A 15,435-nucleotide genomic window follows, 5' to 3' on the forward strand; every position below is an offset into this window, starting at 1 on the left:
CCGGCTGCGTGTGGGACGGATACGGAATGCGAAGATGAAAATCATTACCAGAATGGATGATATCAACGAAGGGCTGGAGCATCTCGCCCGCCTCGATCCCGCGCTCAGCCTCGTCATCGAAAAAGCCGGCCCGCTGGAACTGCGCATTCATGAGCCCGGCTTTGCCGGCCTTGCCCACATCATCGTCTCGCAGATGGTGTCGCGCGCCAGCGCCAATGCCATCTGGGCGCGAATCCTTGCCGGCACCGATGGCGTGGTTACGGCGGAAAATTATCTCGCCGCACCGGAGGAGTTACGCGCCACCTTTGGCCTTTCCCGTGCCAAGGCAACGACGCTGGAAGGGCTGGCGCGTGCCGTCACGGAAGGGCAGGTCGATCTGGACGGCGTAGTGCGCAAGGAGCCGGGAACTGCCCTTTCCGAGCTGGTCGCGCTTCGTGGTATCGGCCCATGGACGGCGGAGGTCTATCTGATGTTCTGCGGCGGACATCCGGATATTTTTCCGGTCGGCGATGTGGCGCTGAGATCGGCAGTGGCGCATGCGCTTGATCTGGAAGTGAGGCCGGAGGCGAAATGGCTGGCGGAGCGGGCGACACTCTGGTCGCCGTGGCGCTCGGTGGCCGCCCGGCTTTTCTGGGGTTATTATGCCAATATCATGCGTCGCGCCATGGTGCCGCTGCCATAAGCGGGCTCCAAAGGCTAAAAATCTGCGATGCTGTAGGGCAATGCTCCACGCGAAAGGTGGTCGAATTGCAGTTTGCGTTTCAGCGGCGGTACGGCGCGCTGCACGCAATCCACCCTTTCGCAGACCCGACAGGAAATGCCGATCGGTTTGAAGGAGGCTGAATTGCCGAGATCGAGCGTATCGGCATAAACGAAATTCTGCGCATGGGAAATTTCGCAGCCAAGCGCGATGGCGTAACGCGGCCTCTCGGTATTGAAACCGGCACCGGCCTTCTCGATCTGGGTGGCGATGGAAAGATAGCGCACGCCGTCAGGCGTTTCCGCCAGCTGCCGCACGATCCTGTCGGAACTTTCGAAAGCCTGATGGATGTTCCACAGCGGACAGGCCGCGCCGAAACGGGCAAATTGCAGTCGTGTAGCGCTGTGGCGTTTGGTGATGTTGCCGGCGCGGTCGATCTTGGCAAAGAAGATCGGCACGCCCTTCAAGCCCGGCCGTTGCAGCGTGCTGAGCCTATGCGCCACCTGTTCTAGGCTCGCGCCGAAACGCACGGCCAGAAGCTCGAGATCATGCCGCAGCTCCTGCGCCGCGCGGTGAAAGCGGCCATAGGGCAGGATGAGGGCTGCGGCGAAATAATTGTGCAGCCCGATACGACAGATTTCCGCGGCTTCGGCATTGCGGAAACCGGCGCTGGCCAGCAGCCTGTCTACGGAAGCGCCGGCGTGAAGCTGGGCGATCTGCAATGCCAGCTGAAAGCTGCGGGTCGGCGCTGCCATGTAGGAGCTGAGGGCGAGCGTTTTGCCGGCAGGGTCGAAATGCCGTATCAGGCCGCCCGCCGCCTCGGTTCTTGTGATGTGGATGCCGTAGCGGCCGCGCAGATGCGCCGCCAGAATGCCGTAGGTCTCGCCGCCTTCTATCTCCAGTTCCTGCGCCAGCTCCTCGGCCAGAAGGTCGATTTCGGCGACGTAATTGTCGACGAAGTGGAAGAAGTCACGCACCTCTTCATAGGGGGTTCTTTCCACCTGCGCGGTGCCGCGGCCCAGCCGGTCGTCCAGCTGCACCAGCTGTTCGCTGTTCTGCCGGTAAGCCTGATGGGCGCGCAGCAGTGCATGGGCAAAACCGGGAGCGTTCTGGGCAATCAGCTTCAATTCCTGAAGCCCCGGTTCGTAATTCATGAACAGCGGATCTTTCAGCGCCTCGCGCACGGCGGAAACCAGCCGGTCGTTTTCGCCGGTCGCCAGTTCCGCCATGTCGAGCTGAAATTTCTCCACCAGCGTCACCAGAACGCTGGCCGAAACCGGACGCTGGTTGTTCTCGATCTGGTTCAGGTAACTTGCGGAGATGCCCAGCCGTTCGGCAAATTGCGCCTGCGTGGCGCGGGCATTTTCGCGAAGGCCGCGAACCTTGCGGCCGATGAAGAGTTTTTCCGTCGCCATGTTGCAACTTTGCAAAATTTAATATTGCAAATATTTATGGCACGCATACGCGCACGATCAAGGCTTCTGGACGACTATTTTCTGGGCTATGGATCGTAATGACAACGCATGGAGGAAACATGCCCGGCATTCTGGAGCAGTTGGAAACGCGGCGGGAAGAGGCAAGGCTCGGCGGTGGCGTCAAGCGCATCGAGGCGCAGCATGCCAAGGGCAAGCTGACCGCGCGCGAGCGTATCGACGTGCTTTTGGATGAAGGTTCCTTCGAAGAATACGACATGTATGTCACCCACCGGGCGGTGGATTTCGGCATGGCGGGGCAGAAGATCGCCGGCGATGGCGTCGTTACCGGCTGGGGCACCATCAATGGCCGGCAGGTCTATGTGTTTTCCCAGGATTTCACCGTGCTTGGCGGTTCGCTCTCGGAAACCCACGCCCAGAAAATCTGCAAGATCATGGATATGGCGGTCAGGAACGGCGCGCCGGTGATTGGGCTCAACGACAGCGGCGGCGCGCGCATTCAGGAGGGTGTCGCCTCGCTTGGCGGTTATGCCGACGTCTTCAAGCGCAATGTCGTCGCCTCCGGCGTCGTTCCGCAAATCTCCGTCATCATGGGGCCATGTGCCGGTGGTGCCGTTTATTCGCCCGCCATGACAGATTTCATCTTCATGGTGCGCGACACCTCCTACATGTTCGTCACCGGGCCGGATGTGGTGAAGACGGTAACGAACGAAATCGTCACGGCCGAAGAACTTGGCGGGGCCTCCACCCATACGAAAAAATCCTCTGTCGCCGATGGCGCTTACGAAAACGACATCGAAACGCTGGAACATGTGCGGCTGCTGTTCGATTTCCTGCCGCTCAACAATCGCGAAAAGCCGCCGGTGCGTCCGTTCCATGACGATCCGGCGCGGCTAGAGGCACGGCTGGATACGCTGATCCCCGATAGTTCCAACAAGCCCTATGACATGAAGGAACTGATCCACGCGCTGGCCGACGAGGGCGATTTCTTTGAGTTGCAGGAGGCCTTTGCTCGCAACATCATCACCGGCTTCATTCGTCTCGAAGGCCAGACGGTGGGGGTTGTGGCCAACCAGCCGATGGTGCTGGCCGGCTGCCTCGACATCGACAGTTCGCGCAAGGCCGCCCGTTTCGTACGCTTCTGCGATGCCTTCAACATTCCGCTGCTGACGCTGGTGGATGTGCCGGGCTTCCTGCCGGGTACGGCGCAGGAATATGGCGGTGTCATCAAGCACGGCGCGAAACTTCTCTTCGCCTATTCGGAGGCCACGGTGCCGATGGTGACGCTGATTACGCGCAAGGCCTATGGCGGCGCTTATGACGTGATGGCCTCAAAGCACATTGGCGCAGATGTGAACTACGCCTGGCCGACGGCGGAAATCGCGGTCATGGGCGCCAAGGGTGCGGCGGAAATCCTCTATCGCTCCGAGCTTGCCGATCCCGAGAAGATTGCCGCGCGCACGAAGGAATATGAGGAGCGTTTCGCCAATCCGTTCGTGGCGGCGGAACGTGGTTTCATCGACGAGGTGATCATGCCGCATTCCTCGCGCCGCCGCATCGCCCGTGCATTTGCCTCGCTGCGCAACAAGAGTGTCGAAACCCGCTGGAAGAAACACGATACCATTCCGCTCTGATCCGCTACGGGGCTGGAAAAATGCTTCGGCCACCTTACTATAATGATGTTCAGGCGCCCGGACCTTCGGATGCCCTCCCGAAACGCACAAGGACAGAGTTTTATGGCCGAAAATTCCTCTGCAGATAATTTCCCCGCCGGATATGAAGTGCCCAAGGTCTGGACCTGGGACAAGGGCAATGGCGGCCAGTTCGCCAATATCAATCGCCCGATTGCCGGTCCCACCCATGAAAAGGAACTGCCGGTCGGCAAACATCCGCTGCAGCTTTATTCGCTGGCGACGCCGAATGGCCAGAAGGTTTCCATCATGCTGGAAGAATTGCTGGCCGCTGGCCACAAGGGCGCCGAATATGATGCGTGGCTGATCAAGATCGGCGAAGGCGACCAGTTCGGTTCCGGTTTTGTCGGCGTCAATCCGAATTCCAAGATCCCGGCGCTGATGGATCATTCCACATCAGAGCCGACGCGGGTTTTCGAAAGCGGTTCGATCCTCGTTTATCTCGCGGAAAAATTCGGCGCTTTCCTGCCCAAAGAGGGCAATGCCCGCACGCAGGCGCTGAACTGGCTGTTCTGGCAGATGGGCTCCGCCCCCTTCCTCGGCGGCGGTTTCGGGCATTTCTACGCTTATGCGCCGGTGAAGATCAAATACGCCATCGATCGCTACGCCATGGAAGTGAAACGCCAGCTGGACGTGCTGGACCGGCATCTCGCCGAAAATCGTTATCTGGCCGGTGACGAATACACGATTGCCGACATGGCCGTCTGGCCGTGGTATGGCAAGATCGCGATCGGTCAGGCCTATGGTGATGCCGGTGCTTTCCTTGAAGGCGATAGCTACAAGAACCTCATGCGCTGGACGCTTGAAATCGGCGAACGCCCGGCGGTAAAACGCGGCGTGATCGTCAACAAGACCTCGGGCGATCCGTCCGAACAACTGCATGAACGCCACGATGCCTCCGACTTCGAGACGAAGACGCAGGACAAGATCGGCAAGTAACGAGAGACTGGAGCGCTTCTGGTTTATTGGACCGTGGAAGCGCTCCCATTATTTGAATTTGCGCATTGTCAGGACATAAAGCAAAACCGCTTTTACTGAAAATGCTTCTGGAAGGAAAAGACATGGCGAACCTGCCCGAAATGACCAAACACAAGGGGTTTCCCTCCGGCATGCCAAGCACGGGCGTCCAGTTCACCATCCGCCGCGCCAACCCCAAAGGGGTGACGCCCATCAAGATGATACCCCGCAGGGCGCGCGACGACTCCAAGGAACACCGTATCGACGCCGCCTTCCTGCACTCGCTCTGGCACCATTTCGGTCCGGAACCGTTCGAGCGGGGTAATCTCGACGCTGCCCGTCTCAACCTGCTGTTCGGCCGCGAAGTTCTTCCGGCGGAAAAAAATTTCGATCCGCTGTCCTACCAGGCGATGCTTGTCATCGACGAGCGCGTCGCCCGCCAGAACTTCCCGGAATCCTTCGAGAATTTTTTCGAAATTTGAATGTGCTGTCATCCACCAGCGGGGAATGAAATTCGATGTCGGCAGCAACCAGCAAGTTCCTGAGTTATGTTCTGCGCCATGCGCCTGAAAGTATTGGCCTCACTCTGGATCATCAGGGTTGGGCGGATGTCGCAGACCTGCTGGCAAAAGCCAATGCGAGCGGCACGCCGCTCGATGAGGCAGGCTTGCTTGCGGTTGTCGCCGAAAGCGACAAGAAGCGCTTCACGCTGTCAGAAGATGGTCACCGCATCCGGGCGGCGCAGGGGCATTCCGTGAAGGTCGATCTTGGCCAGCCGCCGGCCGAGCCGCCACCGCAATTGTTTCACGGTACGGCGACGCGTTTTCTCGATTCCATCCTGCAGCAAGGCCTGCGCCCGGGGGAAAGACAACAGGTTCATCTTTCCGCTGACCGGACGACGGCGCTTGCCGTCGGACAACGGCATGGAAAGCCTGTGGTCCTGATTGTCGATGCCACCAAGATGTTTGCGGATGGTTACCGTTTCTACCTGGCCGATAACGGCGTTTGGCTGACGGATGCCGTGCCCTTTTCCTATCTGACCGTGTCTGCGGATTCCTCAGCGGAAAGCGACAGGTGACGGGGTGAAGTTTGATAATGGAGGAGGGAGGCGAAATGGGTGTCGGTATATTTCAGATCGATATGGATTGGCTGCATCGCTGGCTGCGGCAGCGGCGTCACCCTGGCTCCGGTAAGACATCCGGCAATCGTAACCTGAAACCCAGGCTGACACCGGAGGCCGCGCAGCAAGATCATCGGCAGATGCTGCGCTTCATGGCGCTCAATGCGGCGGTTGGTGTTTTGATCGGTATCTGCGTCGGTGCGGCACTGATCTTTCTCGATATTGGCGGTTTGGGCGCGCGGATCGGCCGGGCCGCAAATCCTGTCGTGCCGGTGCTGCTGGTCGTCGTGCCCATCGCGTCCCTGTTCGGCGCGGCGGCCGCTGCCTCGGCGATCTTGCTGATGCCCTATGAAAAGAAATTCCGCGACGATGATGACGATGCGAGGGGAGAATAACCGCATGATCAAGAAAATCCTCATCGCCAATCGTGGCGAAATCGCCTGCCGGGTGATCAAGACGGCTAAGAAAATGGGCATCGCCACCGTCGCGGTCTATTCTGATGCAGATGCCAATGCGCTGCATGTAAAGATGGCTGATGAGGCCATTCATATCGGCCCGGCCCCTTCGTCGCAGTCCTATATCGTCATCGACAAAATCCTTGAGGCAATCGCCAAGACCGGGGCGGATGCGGTGCATCCGGGTTACGGGTTCCTGTCGGAAAATGCCGCCTTTGCCGAGGCGCTGGAGAAGGCGGGCGTCATTTTTATCGGCCCGCCCGTTGGCGCCATCAAGGCGATGGGTGACAAGATCACCTCGAAAAAACTCGCGGCGGAAGCGGGTGTTTCCACCGTTCCCGGCCATATGGGGCTGATCGGCGATGCCGAAGAGGCGGTCAAGATCGCGTCACAGATCGGTTATCCCGTGATGATCAAGGCCTCTGCCGGCGGTGGTGGCAAGGGCATGCGCATCGCCTTTAACGACGCCGAGGCGCGTGAGGGTTTCCAGTCCTCGAAAAACGAGGCGAAATCCTCTTTCGGCGACGACCGCATCTTCATCGAGAAATTCGTCACCCAGCCACGCCATATCGAGATACAGGTGCTGGGCGACCGGCACGGCAATATTCTTTATCTCGGTGAGCGCGAATGCTCGATCCAGCGCCGCAACCAGAAGGTCATCGAGGAAGCGCCGTCGCCGTTTCTGGATGAGGCGACACGAAAAGCCATGGGCGAAGAGGCCGTGGCGCTGGCAAGGGCCGTCGGCTACCATTCTGCCGGAACGGTGGAATTCATCGTTGATGGCAACCGCAATTTCTATTTTCTGGAAATGAACACCCGCCTGCAGGTGGAGCATCCGGTGACGGAACTCGTCACCGGCATTGATCTGGTCGAGCAGATGATCCTTGTCGCGTTCGGGGAAAAGCTGTCCTTCGGGCAGGCGGATGTGAAGCTGAACGGCTGGGCGATTGAAAGCCGGCTTTATGCCGAAGACCCCTATCGCAACTTCCTGCCCTCCATCGGCCGGCTGACGCGCTATCGCCCGCCTCAGGAAGGCGAGCAGGAAAACGGTACTGTGATCCGCAACGATACCGGCGTTTTCGAAGGCGGCGAGATATCGATGTATTACGATCCGATGATCGCCAAGTTGTGCAGCTGGGGTAAGGACCGTGAAACGGCAATCGACGCCATGGGAGAGGCGCTGGACCGTTTCGAGGTGGAGGGTATCGGCCACAACCTGCCGTTCCTGTCGGCCGTCATGCAGCATGAGCGTTTTCGCGCCGGGCGCCTGACGACGGGCTTTATCGCAGAAGAATTTCCGGAAGGCTTTTCCGGCGTCGAGCCTGATGAGGCTTCGGCGCGTCAGCTTTCTGCCATTGCGGCCATTATTCAGCAGCGGTTGCAGAACCGCGCGGTGGAAATTTCCGGCACCATCGGCAATCATCGCCGCATTGTCGGCCAGGATTGGGTCGTGTCATCAGGCGCTTCCCGTCACCGGGTCGGCGTTGAAACCGGCGCAGATGGCACGGCGATCCGTTTTGAGGACGGCACAGCGTTGACGGTCGACACCGGCTGGCTTCCCGGCCAGAGGCTCGGGCTGTTCACGGTGGCGGGCGAGGTAGTCGCTGCCAAGATCGATCTTGCCGGGGCCGCGATCCGCCTTCGCTGGCGGGGCATGGATGTTGTCGCCCGCGTGCGCAGCCCACGCGTGGCGGAACTGGCGTTGCTGATGCCGGAAAAACTGCCGCCGGATACCTCGAAACTGCTGCTGTGCCCCATGCCGGGCGTCATCACCGGCATCACGGTGAGCGAGGGTGACGAGGTGGAGGCTGGTCAGGCGCTGGCGACGGTTGAGGCCATGAAGATGGAAAACATCCTGCGTGCGGAAAAACGCGGCCGCGTCTCGAAAGTTTCGGCAAAGCCGGGCGACAGCCTTGCTGTGGATGAGGTGATCCTCGAATTTGAGTGATGGCCGCTGCCGTTTTTCCGGAACGCATGTGGGCCGGAGCGGTTTACGGGGTCGGACCTGCGGGCGGATCGTTCGATTTTCGTCACGATCACCCGCCACAGTGCTAAGATGAAATGCAGAAGGGGAGAGATGCATGTCGGGTGAAAAAACGGTGCGGGATTGGCTGCAGCTTGCCGAAAAGGAGCTGAAGCGGTCACCGGAAACACTCGTCTGGCACACGCCTGAAGGCATTGACGTCAAGCCGCTTTATACGGCCGACGACCTGCAAAACACGTCGCATCTCGAAAGCCTGCCGGGCTTTGCGCCCTTCACCCGCGGCCCGCGCGCCACCATGTATGCCGGGCGGCCATGGACGATCCGCCAATATGCCGGTTTCTCCACGGCGGAGGCCTCAAATGCCTTTTACCGCAAGGCGCTTGCTGCCGGCCAGCAGGGCGTTTCCGTGGCTTTCGATCTTGCCACCCATCGTGGTTACGATAGCGACCATCCGCGGGTGGAAGGCGATGTCGGCAAGGCCGGAGTGGCGATTGACAGCGTCGAGGACATGAAAATCCTGTTCGACGGCATCCCGCTCGAAAAAGTCTCGGTATCGATGACCATGAATGGCGCGGTTATTCCGGTGCTTGCCAATTTCATCGTCGCTGGTGAAGAACAGGGCGTTTCCCGCGAAAAACTTTCCGGCACCATCCAGAACGATATCCTCAAGGAGTTCATGGTCCGCAATACCTATATATATCCGCCCGAACCTTCGATGCGCATCATCGCCGATATCATCGAATATACCGCGAAAGAGATGCCTAAATTCAACTCCATCTCGATCTCCGGCTATCACATGCAGGAGGCGGGCGCGACGCTGGTGCAGGAGCTTGCCTTCACGCTGGCGGATGGGCGGGAATATGTGCGGGCCGCGCTTGCGAAAGGGCTGAATGTCGATGATTTCGCCGGCCGCCTGTCGTTCTTTTTCGCCATCGGCATGAATTTCTTCATGGAAGCAGCCAAGCTGCGCGCCGCGCGTTTCCTGTGGTCGCGCATTATGGAAGAGTTCAAGCCGCAAAAGGCGTCGTCGCTGATGCTGCGCACCCATTGCCAGACTTCCGGCGTGTCCCTGCAGGAGCAGGATCCCTATAACAACATTGTCCGCACCGCCTTCGAGGCCATGTCCGCCGTGCTTGGTGGTACGCAGTCGCTGCACACCAATTCCTTCGATGAAGCCATTGCCCTGCCGACAGAATTTTCCGCCCGTATCGCCCGTAATACCCAGCTTATCCTCCAGCATGAAACCGGCGTCACCAAGGTCGTCGATCCGCTGGCCGGTTCTTATTATGTTGAAAGCCTGACGGACGAACTGGCGCAAAAGGCCTGGGCGCTGATCGAGGAAGTCGAGGCGCTTGGCGGCATGACCAAGGCCGTGACGGAGGGCCTGCCGAAACGGCTGATCGAGGAGGCCGCGACACGCCGACAGGCGGCGGTCGACAAAGGGGAAGAGGTCATCGTCGGGGTCAACCGCTACCGGCTGGAGACCGAAGAGGATATTGATGTCCTCGATATCGACAACGCCGCCGTGCGCGCCGCGCAAATCCGCCGGCTTGAGGACACCAAACGTCGCCGGGATGGTGGAGATGTTTCCAAGGCGCTCGCCACGCTCTCCGAAGTTGCCCGCAGCGGCAAGGGCAATATTCTCGAAGCGGCAGTCGCAGCCGCCCGCGCCCGCGCCACGGTCGGCGAGATTTCCGATGCGCTGCGCGTAGCCTTCGGCGATCACGCTGCCGTGCCGGAGGTGGTGAGCGATATTTACGGTGAAGCCTATAAGGACGAGCCGGAGCTGGCCACGCTCGCCGCCCGGCTTTCCGGCGTTGCGGCAAGGATCGGCACCAAACCGCGCATCATGGTCGCGAAGCTCGGGCAGGACGGGCATGATCGTGGCGCGAAGGTCATCGCCTCCGCCTTCGGCGATATCGGTTTTGATGTCCTGGCCGGCCCGCTATTCCAGACGCCCAATGAGGCGGCCGATCTTGCCGTTCAGAACAAGGTGCATGTGGTCGGCATGTCGTCGCTGGCAGCCGGCCACAAGACGCTGGCGCCACAGCTGGTCGAGGCGCTGAAACACAAGGGTGCGGAAGACATCATCGTCGTCGTTGGCGGCGTCATTCCGCGGCAGGATTACCAGTTCCTGCTCGACCACGGGGTTTCGGCAATCTTCGGACCCGGCACCAATGTCATGGACGCCGCCAACAAGGTTCTCGACCTGCTTGAAGGCGTCAGGCGCAACGCGTGAGGGAAAACACCCATGTTTGGAAGATTGAACCACGTCGCCATCGCGGTGCCCGATCTCGATGTCGCTATTGCCCGTTACAGGGCGCTTGGCGCAGATGTATCGGAACCACAATCCCTGCCCGAACATGGTGTGACGGTGGTGTTCATTCAGGCTGACAACACCAAGATCGAACTCCTTCATCCGCTCGGAGAAAGCTCGCCGATTGCCGCTTTCCTCGACAGGAACCCGGGCGGCGGCACCCATCATCTCTGCTTCGAAGTGCCTGATATTGTCGTGGCCCGCGATGATCTCGTCAAAAAAGGCGTCCGGATTCTGGGCGATGGCGAGCCGAAGATCGGCGCGCATGGCAATCCCGTGCTTTTCCTGCACCCGAAGGACATGGGCGGCGTGCTCTATGAGCTTGAGCAGGTTGGGGCAGTTCCCGTGAACAACGGTTCACGAGAACTGTCCTAACCTTTTGTTTTGACACATTGTCTAGACGTAAAAGCGATTCCGCTTTTACTGGAAATGTTCTAGCCGACACATGGCTGAAACACAGACGCCCTAAGACGCTGGCCATGCGGTGGACGGCGGGCAGTGGCCGCCCGCCTTTGCCGTAACGTGTTTCGTTTGTTTTCTTTTGACATTCGTTTTGTTTTCGTTTTTATGGCAATTGTCTTTCAACGATGGGGATACGATCCCCTGCGCTGTCGTGGAGGCTCTATGTCCGGCGAGAATATTTTCGATCTTTTTGTCATCGGTGGCGGCATCAATGGCTGCGGCATTGCCCGCGATGCGGTGGGCAGAGGCTATTCCGTGGCGCTTGCGGAAAAGGGTGATTTTGCCTCCGGCACCTCGTCCGCCGCGACCAAGCTTATTCATGGCGGCCTGCGCTATCTCGAACACTACGAATTCCGCCTGGTGCGCGAAGCGCTGATGGAGCGGGAAATCCTCTGGGCCATGGCACCGCATGTCATCTGGCCGATGCGCTTCGTTCTGCCCATCCAGAAGGGCGGTATACGCCCGGCCTGGATGGTCCGGCTCGGCCTGTTTCTTTATGACAATCTCGGCGGCCGCAAACTTCTGCCGGCAACCCGCACGCTCGATCTGAGGCGAGACCCGGCGGGCAAACCGCTGAAACCGGCTTTCGCCAAGGCTTTCGAATATTCCGATGGCTGGGTGGATGACGCCCGTTTCGTGGTGCTTAATGCGCGCGATGCGGCAAATCGCGGCGCGACGATCATGAACCGCACACGGGTCGTCTCCGCGCGGCGTGAAGGCGGCCTCTGGTTCATCGAAACGCTGGACGAAAAAACCGGACGGGCGGCCACGCACAAGGCGCGCATGCTGGTGAATGCCGCCGGCCCCTGGGTGGACAAGGTGCTTTCAGGCGTCTTTGGCCGCCAGGATGTTCATAATGTCCGGCTCGTGCAGGGCAGCCACATCATCGTGCGCAGGAAGTTTTCCGATCCGCGCGCCTATTTCTTCCAGAACCCTGATAACCGCATCATCTTCGCCATTCCCTATGAGCGGGATTTCACGCTGATCGGCACAACGGACCGCGATTATCAGGGTGATCCGGCGAAGGTGCGCATCTCGGAGGAAGAGATTTCCTACCTCTGCAATGCCGCAAGCGACTATTTCAGCGACGCGGTAAAGCCGGAAGATATCGTCTGGACCTATTCCGGCGTGCGGCCGCTTTTTGATGACGGTGCTTCGAAAGCACAGGAGGCCACCCGCGATTACGTGCTGAAGTTGGAAGAGGGGAACGGCGAAGCCCCGCTCCTCAACATTTTCGGCGGCAAGCTGACCACCTATCGGCGGCTGGCCGAACATGCGCTGGAAAAGATCGGCACGGCCATCGGCGAGAAGGGCAAGCCATGGACGGCGGGCTCCCACCTGCCGGGTGGCGATTTCGGCGCGGAGAGATATGAAAATCAAGTGAGGGGACTGATTGACCTTTATCCCTTTCTTGAGCGCCGCCATGCGGAACGCCTCGTCAGGAACTACGGCACCAAAGCGGTAGATCTGCTCGGCCCGGCCACCGATATATCCGGCCTCGGCCGCCATTTCGGCGGCACGCTTTACGAATGCGAGGTTCGCTTTCTGGTGCAGCATGAATGGGCCTGCGCGGCAGAAGATATTCTCTGGCGGCGCACGAAGCAGGGCCTGTTGCTCAGCAAGGATCAGGCGGCCGGTCTGGATGAGTTCGTCCGGCTTTTGACGGGCGCCGGGGAAGAAACTGCAGCCGTGGCGGAGCGGGCCTGAGCCTCTGGCAATTCCCAATCAGCTTCACGCATTTCGCGCCAATTTCTCATGACCATCGGCGCTCAATATATAGTCGTCGGCAGCGGAAAGCGCGTGTTCCATATGCCCTTCGAATACCAGTTCCGGTTCGTCTGGCGCGATGCTGATTTTGGGCATGCCGCCGAAACGCACCGCTTGGGATTGCGCAAGACCATCATGCAGGCCGCTTTCCAGAAGATCGAAATAACGGGTGCCCGGGCCGGTCACGAAAACCGGCATATGGCCATGCAGGCTGAACAGGCGTGAAAGACCGTTGCCGAGTGCCAGACCGGCGGTGCGGAAGGCAAAACGTGCCATGCGTGCACCGGCGCGGGCTGAAGCGGCGATCTTGTCTACTTCGGCAATAGGCACAAATTTGGCCGGTTCGGCCTGCGGCGGGGCTTCGAAGGCCGAGCGCAGGATGGCGTAGAACCCGGAATAGGCTTCGATGCAGCCTTTGGTGCCGCAGCGGCACAGGGCGCCATCGGCCAGATGCAGCATATGGCCGAAGTTGGGGGCGCTGACCTCGATTGTATCGCCTGCGGAGCGGGCGATGCCAAGACCGATGCTGTGGCCGAGCGACAGGGTGACGAGTGCTTCCGGCGCCGGGTCGTTTTTTGTCTGCTCGCGCATCCGGATGGCCTTGGCGGCGAGCAGGGTTTCGTTGTTCAGTGTGACGCGATTGCGGCCGTCAGCGGAAAGCAATTGCCGGAAATCGATCCTTTCATTGCCGAGCACCGGCGACCAGACGAGCGTTGCCGTCGCCGCATCCACCAGCCCCTTGCTGCTGATCGATACCTGAAGAATATCGTGGCGGTCGATGCGCGAGCGGTCCGCAAGCCGTGCGAGGCCGGCGAGTATCGCCGCGCCGAATGTGCCTTTTTCGGCAGCTAACCTCTGTTCGGTGAAACGATCCACCAGCTTGCCGGCATAATCGACCAGCGAATATTGCACGCTGTCGGAGGAGATGATGACGATGGCGACGTGGCAGAATGCGCCACGCGGCGCAAAGAGAATGCGCGGCCGGCCGCGACCGGTGGCGGCGAGCTGTTCCTTGCGCAGAATGAGGCCGGTGCGCTCAAGCTCCATGGTGATGGCGGAGACGGTGGCCGAGGCGAGCCCGGTGAAGGAAGACATGTCCGTGTGGGAAAGGCTGCCGTGCAGGCGCAGGGCCGCCATAACCGACAGGCTGTTTTTCTGGCGCACCAGTTCCGTACTTGCAATGGCGGACATGGGCTGGGGCCTGCTCCCTGAACGGCTTTTTCCTGTCGTGCTTATCCTGTCTGATGGCGCATGCCACGGAGAAGATCAAGGCACCCGGTTGCTGCCCGCAGCCGTTGTTGACAGCATTGGGAATCTCTGACATTAATTTTCTCGACTGTCGAGAAAATTGTGAAATCACAGAGACCGTCAGCTTTTTTCCGGGCGTTATCCCTGCATGGAGGTGCAGGCTTCGCCCTTACCGGGAGGACATCATGAATTCGTTTGCCAAGCTTTTGGCGGGTACTGCCGTACTCGTTTCCCTGCATACTGCCGCCATCGCGGCTGATCTCGTTGTTGGCGTTTCCTGGTCGAATTTCCAGGAGGAACGCTGGAAGACGGATGAGGCGGCCATCAAGGCAGCGCTCGACAAGGCCGGCGCGAAATACATTTCCGCCGATGCGCAGTCTTCCGCCGCAAAGCAGCTGACCGATGTGGAATCGCTGATTTCGCAGGGCGCCAATGCGCTGATCATTCTGGCGCAGGATAGCGACGCGATTGGCCCGGCGGTGGAGAAGGCCGTTGCCGAAGGTATTCCGGTCGTTGGTTACGACCGCCTGATCGAAAATCAGAACGCCTTCTACATCACCTTCGACAACAAGGAAGTCGGCCGCCTTCAGGCTGCTGAGGTGTTCAAGGTGAAGCCGGAAGGTAACTACGTCTTCATCAAGGGTTCGTCTTCCGATCCGAATGCGGACTTCCTTTTTGCCGGCCAGCAGGAAGTGCTGAAGGCAGCCATTGATGGCGGCAAGATCAAGAATGTCGGCGAAGCCTATACCGATGGCTGGAAGCCGGAAAATGCCCAGAAGAACATGGAACAGTTCCTAACCAAGAACAACAACAAGGTCGATGCGGTCGTCGCCTCGAATGACGGCACGGCCGGTGGCGCCATTGCCGCTCTCGCTGCGCAGGGCATGGCCGGTTCGGTTCCCGTTTCCGGTCAGGATGCCGATTTCGCTGCGCTCAACCGCGTAGCACTCGGCACGCAGACGGTATCGGTCTGGAAAGACAGCCGCGAACTCGGCAAGGAAGCAGCCGGCATCGCACTGGAACTGGCCGGCGGCAAGAAGATGACGGAAATCAAGGGCGTCACCAGCTTTGATGGCGGTCCGAAAAAGGTAGCGATGCAGTCGGTCTTCCTCAAGCCGATCGCGATTACCAAGGACAATCTGAACGTCGTCATCGATGCCGGCTGGATCAAGAAGGAAACGGCCTGCCAGGGTGTGAAGGCCGGAACCGTCAAGGCCTGCGACTAAGACCCAAGGGTCCAGCTTTGGGCGCTGCGCCACATCAGTGGCGTGGCGCCTTTCAGATGTAAGGAGGACCGGCAG

General features: G+C 59.8%; 13 protein-coding genes. 11 read left to right on the forward strand and 2 right to left on the reverse strand.

All coding sequences use genetic code 11. From position 1 onward, the window contains the following. The first annotated feature begins 34 nt into the window (after positions 1 to 34). Positions 35 to 682 (forward strand): DNA-3-methyladenine glycosylase, encoded by a 648-nt coding sequence (locus tag M0412_RS14545; RefSeq protein WP_142841476.1) that lies wholly within the window; start codon positions 35 to 37, stop codon positions 680 to 682. A 14-nt stretch (positions 683 to 696) separates the two neighbouring features. Here the strand turns inward: M0412_RS14545 and M0412_RS14550 are convergent, their stop codons facing one another. Continuing rightward, positions 697 to 2,115, reverse strand: a complete 1,419-nt coding sequence (locus M0412_RS14550) for a short-chain fatty acyl-CoA regulator family protein (protein ID WP_142841475.1) — start codon at positions 2,113 to 2,115, stop codon at positions 697 to 699. Between the two features lie 119 nt (positions 2,116 to 2,234). On the opposite strand from M0412_RS14550, the gene M0412_RS14555 reads away from it, so the two are divergent. The 9 genes from M0412_RS14555 to M0412_RS14595 all read left to right on the forward strand — a co-directional run bounded on the left by M0412_RS14555 (position 2,235) and on the right by M0412_RS14595 (position 12,826). Then, on the forward strand, positions 2,235 to 3,767 hold the full coding sequence (locus tag M0412_RS14555) for an acyl-CoA carboxylase subunit beta (protein ID WP_142841474.1): 1,533 nt from the start codon (positions 2,235 to 2,237) through the stop codon (positions 3,765 to 3,767). A 102-nt stretch (positions 3,768 to 3,869) separates the two neighbouring features. Beyond that, entirely contained in the window at positions 3,870 to 4,763 is an 894-nt protein-coding gene (gene yghU, locus M0412_RS14560) for a glutathione-dependent disulfide-bond oxidoreductase (RefSeq protein WP_142841473.1), read from the forward strand. Between the two features lie 122 nt (positions 4,764 to 4,885). Further along, the gene (locus M0412_RS14565) at positions 4,886 to 5,263 is read left to right on the forward strand and encodes a hypothetical protein (RefSeq protein WP_046799812.1); all 378 of its coding nucleotides are present in this window, start codon (positions 4,886 to 4,888) and stop codon (positions 5,261 to 5,263) included. 35 nt (positions 5,264 to 5,298) lie between these two features. After that, positions 5,299 to 5,859, forward strand: coding sequence for an RNA 2'-phosphotransferase (locus M0412_RS14570; protein ID WP_269699097.1), 561 nt, complete (start codon positions 5,299 to 5,301; stop codon positions 5,857 to 5,859). A gap of 35 nt (positions 5,860 to 5,894) precedes the next feature. Further along, positions 5,895 to 6,296 (forward strand): hypothetical protein, encoded by a 402-nt coding sequence (locus M0412_RS14575; protein WP_269699098.1) that lies wholly within the window; start codon positions 5,895 to 5,897, stop codon positions 6,294 to 6,296. 4 nt (positions 6,297 to 6,300) lie between these two features. Next, complete coding sequence (locus tag M0412_RS14580; RefSeq protein WP_269699099.1) at positions 6,301 to 8,304, forward strand: acetyl/propionyl/methylcrotonyl-CoA carboxylase subunit alpha; 2,004 nt, start codon at positions 6,301 to 6,303, stop codon at positions 8,302 to 8,304. Positions 8,305 to 8,437: 133 nt separating this feature from the next. After that, entirely contained in the window at positions 8,438 to 10,579 is a 2,142-nt protein-coding gene (gene scpA, locus M0412_RS14585) for a methylmalonyl-CoA mutase (RefSeq protein WP_269699100.1), read from the forward strand. 12 nt (positions 10,580 to 10,591) lie between these two features. Beyond that, positions 10,592 to 11,032, forward strand: coding sequence for a methylmalonyl-CoA epimerase (mce, locus tag M0412_RS14590; RefSeq protein WP_269699101.1), 441 nt, complete (start codon positions 10,592 to 10,594; stop codon positions 11,030 to 11,032). Between the two features lie 249 nt (positions 11,033 to 11,281). Next, complete coding sequence (locus M0412_RS14595) at positions 11,282 to 12,826, forward strand: glycerol-3-phosphate dehydrogenase (protein ID WP_269699102.1); 1,545 nt, start codon at positions 11,282 to 11,284, stop codon at positions 12,824 to 12,826. A gap of 24 nt (positions 12,827 to 12,850) precedes the next feature. Here M0412_RS14595 and M0412_RS14600 read toward each other — a convergent pair whose 3' ends face one another. Continuing rightward, positions 12,851 to 14,077: an ROK family protein gene (locus M0412_RS14600; RefSeq protein WP_269699103.1), complete on the reverse strand. Its 1,227-nt coding sequence runs from the start codon at positions 14,075 to 14,077 to the stop codon at positions 12,851 to 12,853. Between the two features lie 242 nt (positions 14,078 to 14,319). Between M0412_RS14600 and xylF the strand changes: the two genes are divergently transcribed. Beyond that, a complete protein-coding gene (gene xylF, locus M0412_RS14605; protein ID WP_046799806.1) occupies positions 14,320 to 15,360 on the forward strand; it encodes a D-xylose ABC transporter substrate-binding protein in 1,041 nt (346 codons plus the stop codon). Positions 15,361 to 15,435: the final 75 nt, after the last annotated feature.

It is taken from the genome of Agrobacterium sp. O3.4, from assembly GCF_041414895.1.
GTDB lineage: Bacteria > Pseudomonadota > Alphaproteobacteria > Rhizobiales > Rhizobiaceae > Agrobacterium > Agrobacterium cucumeris.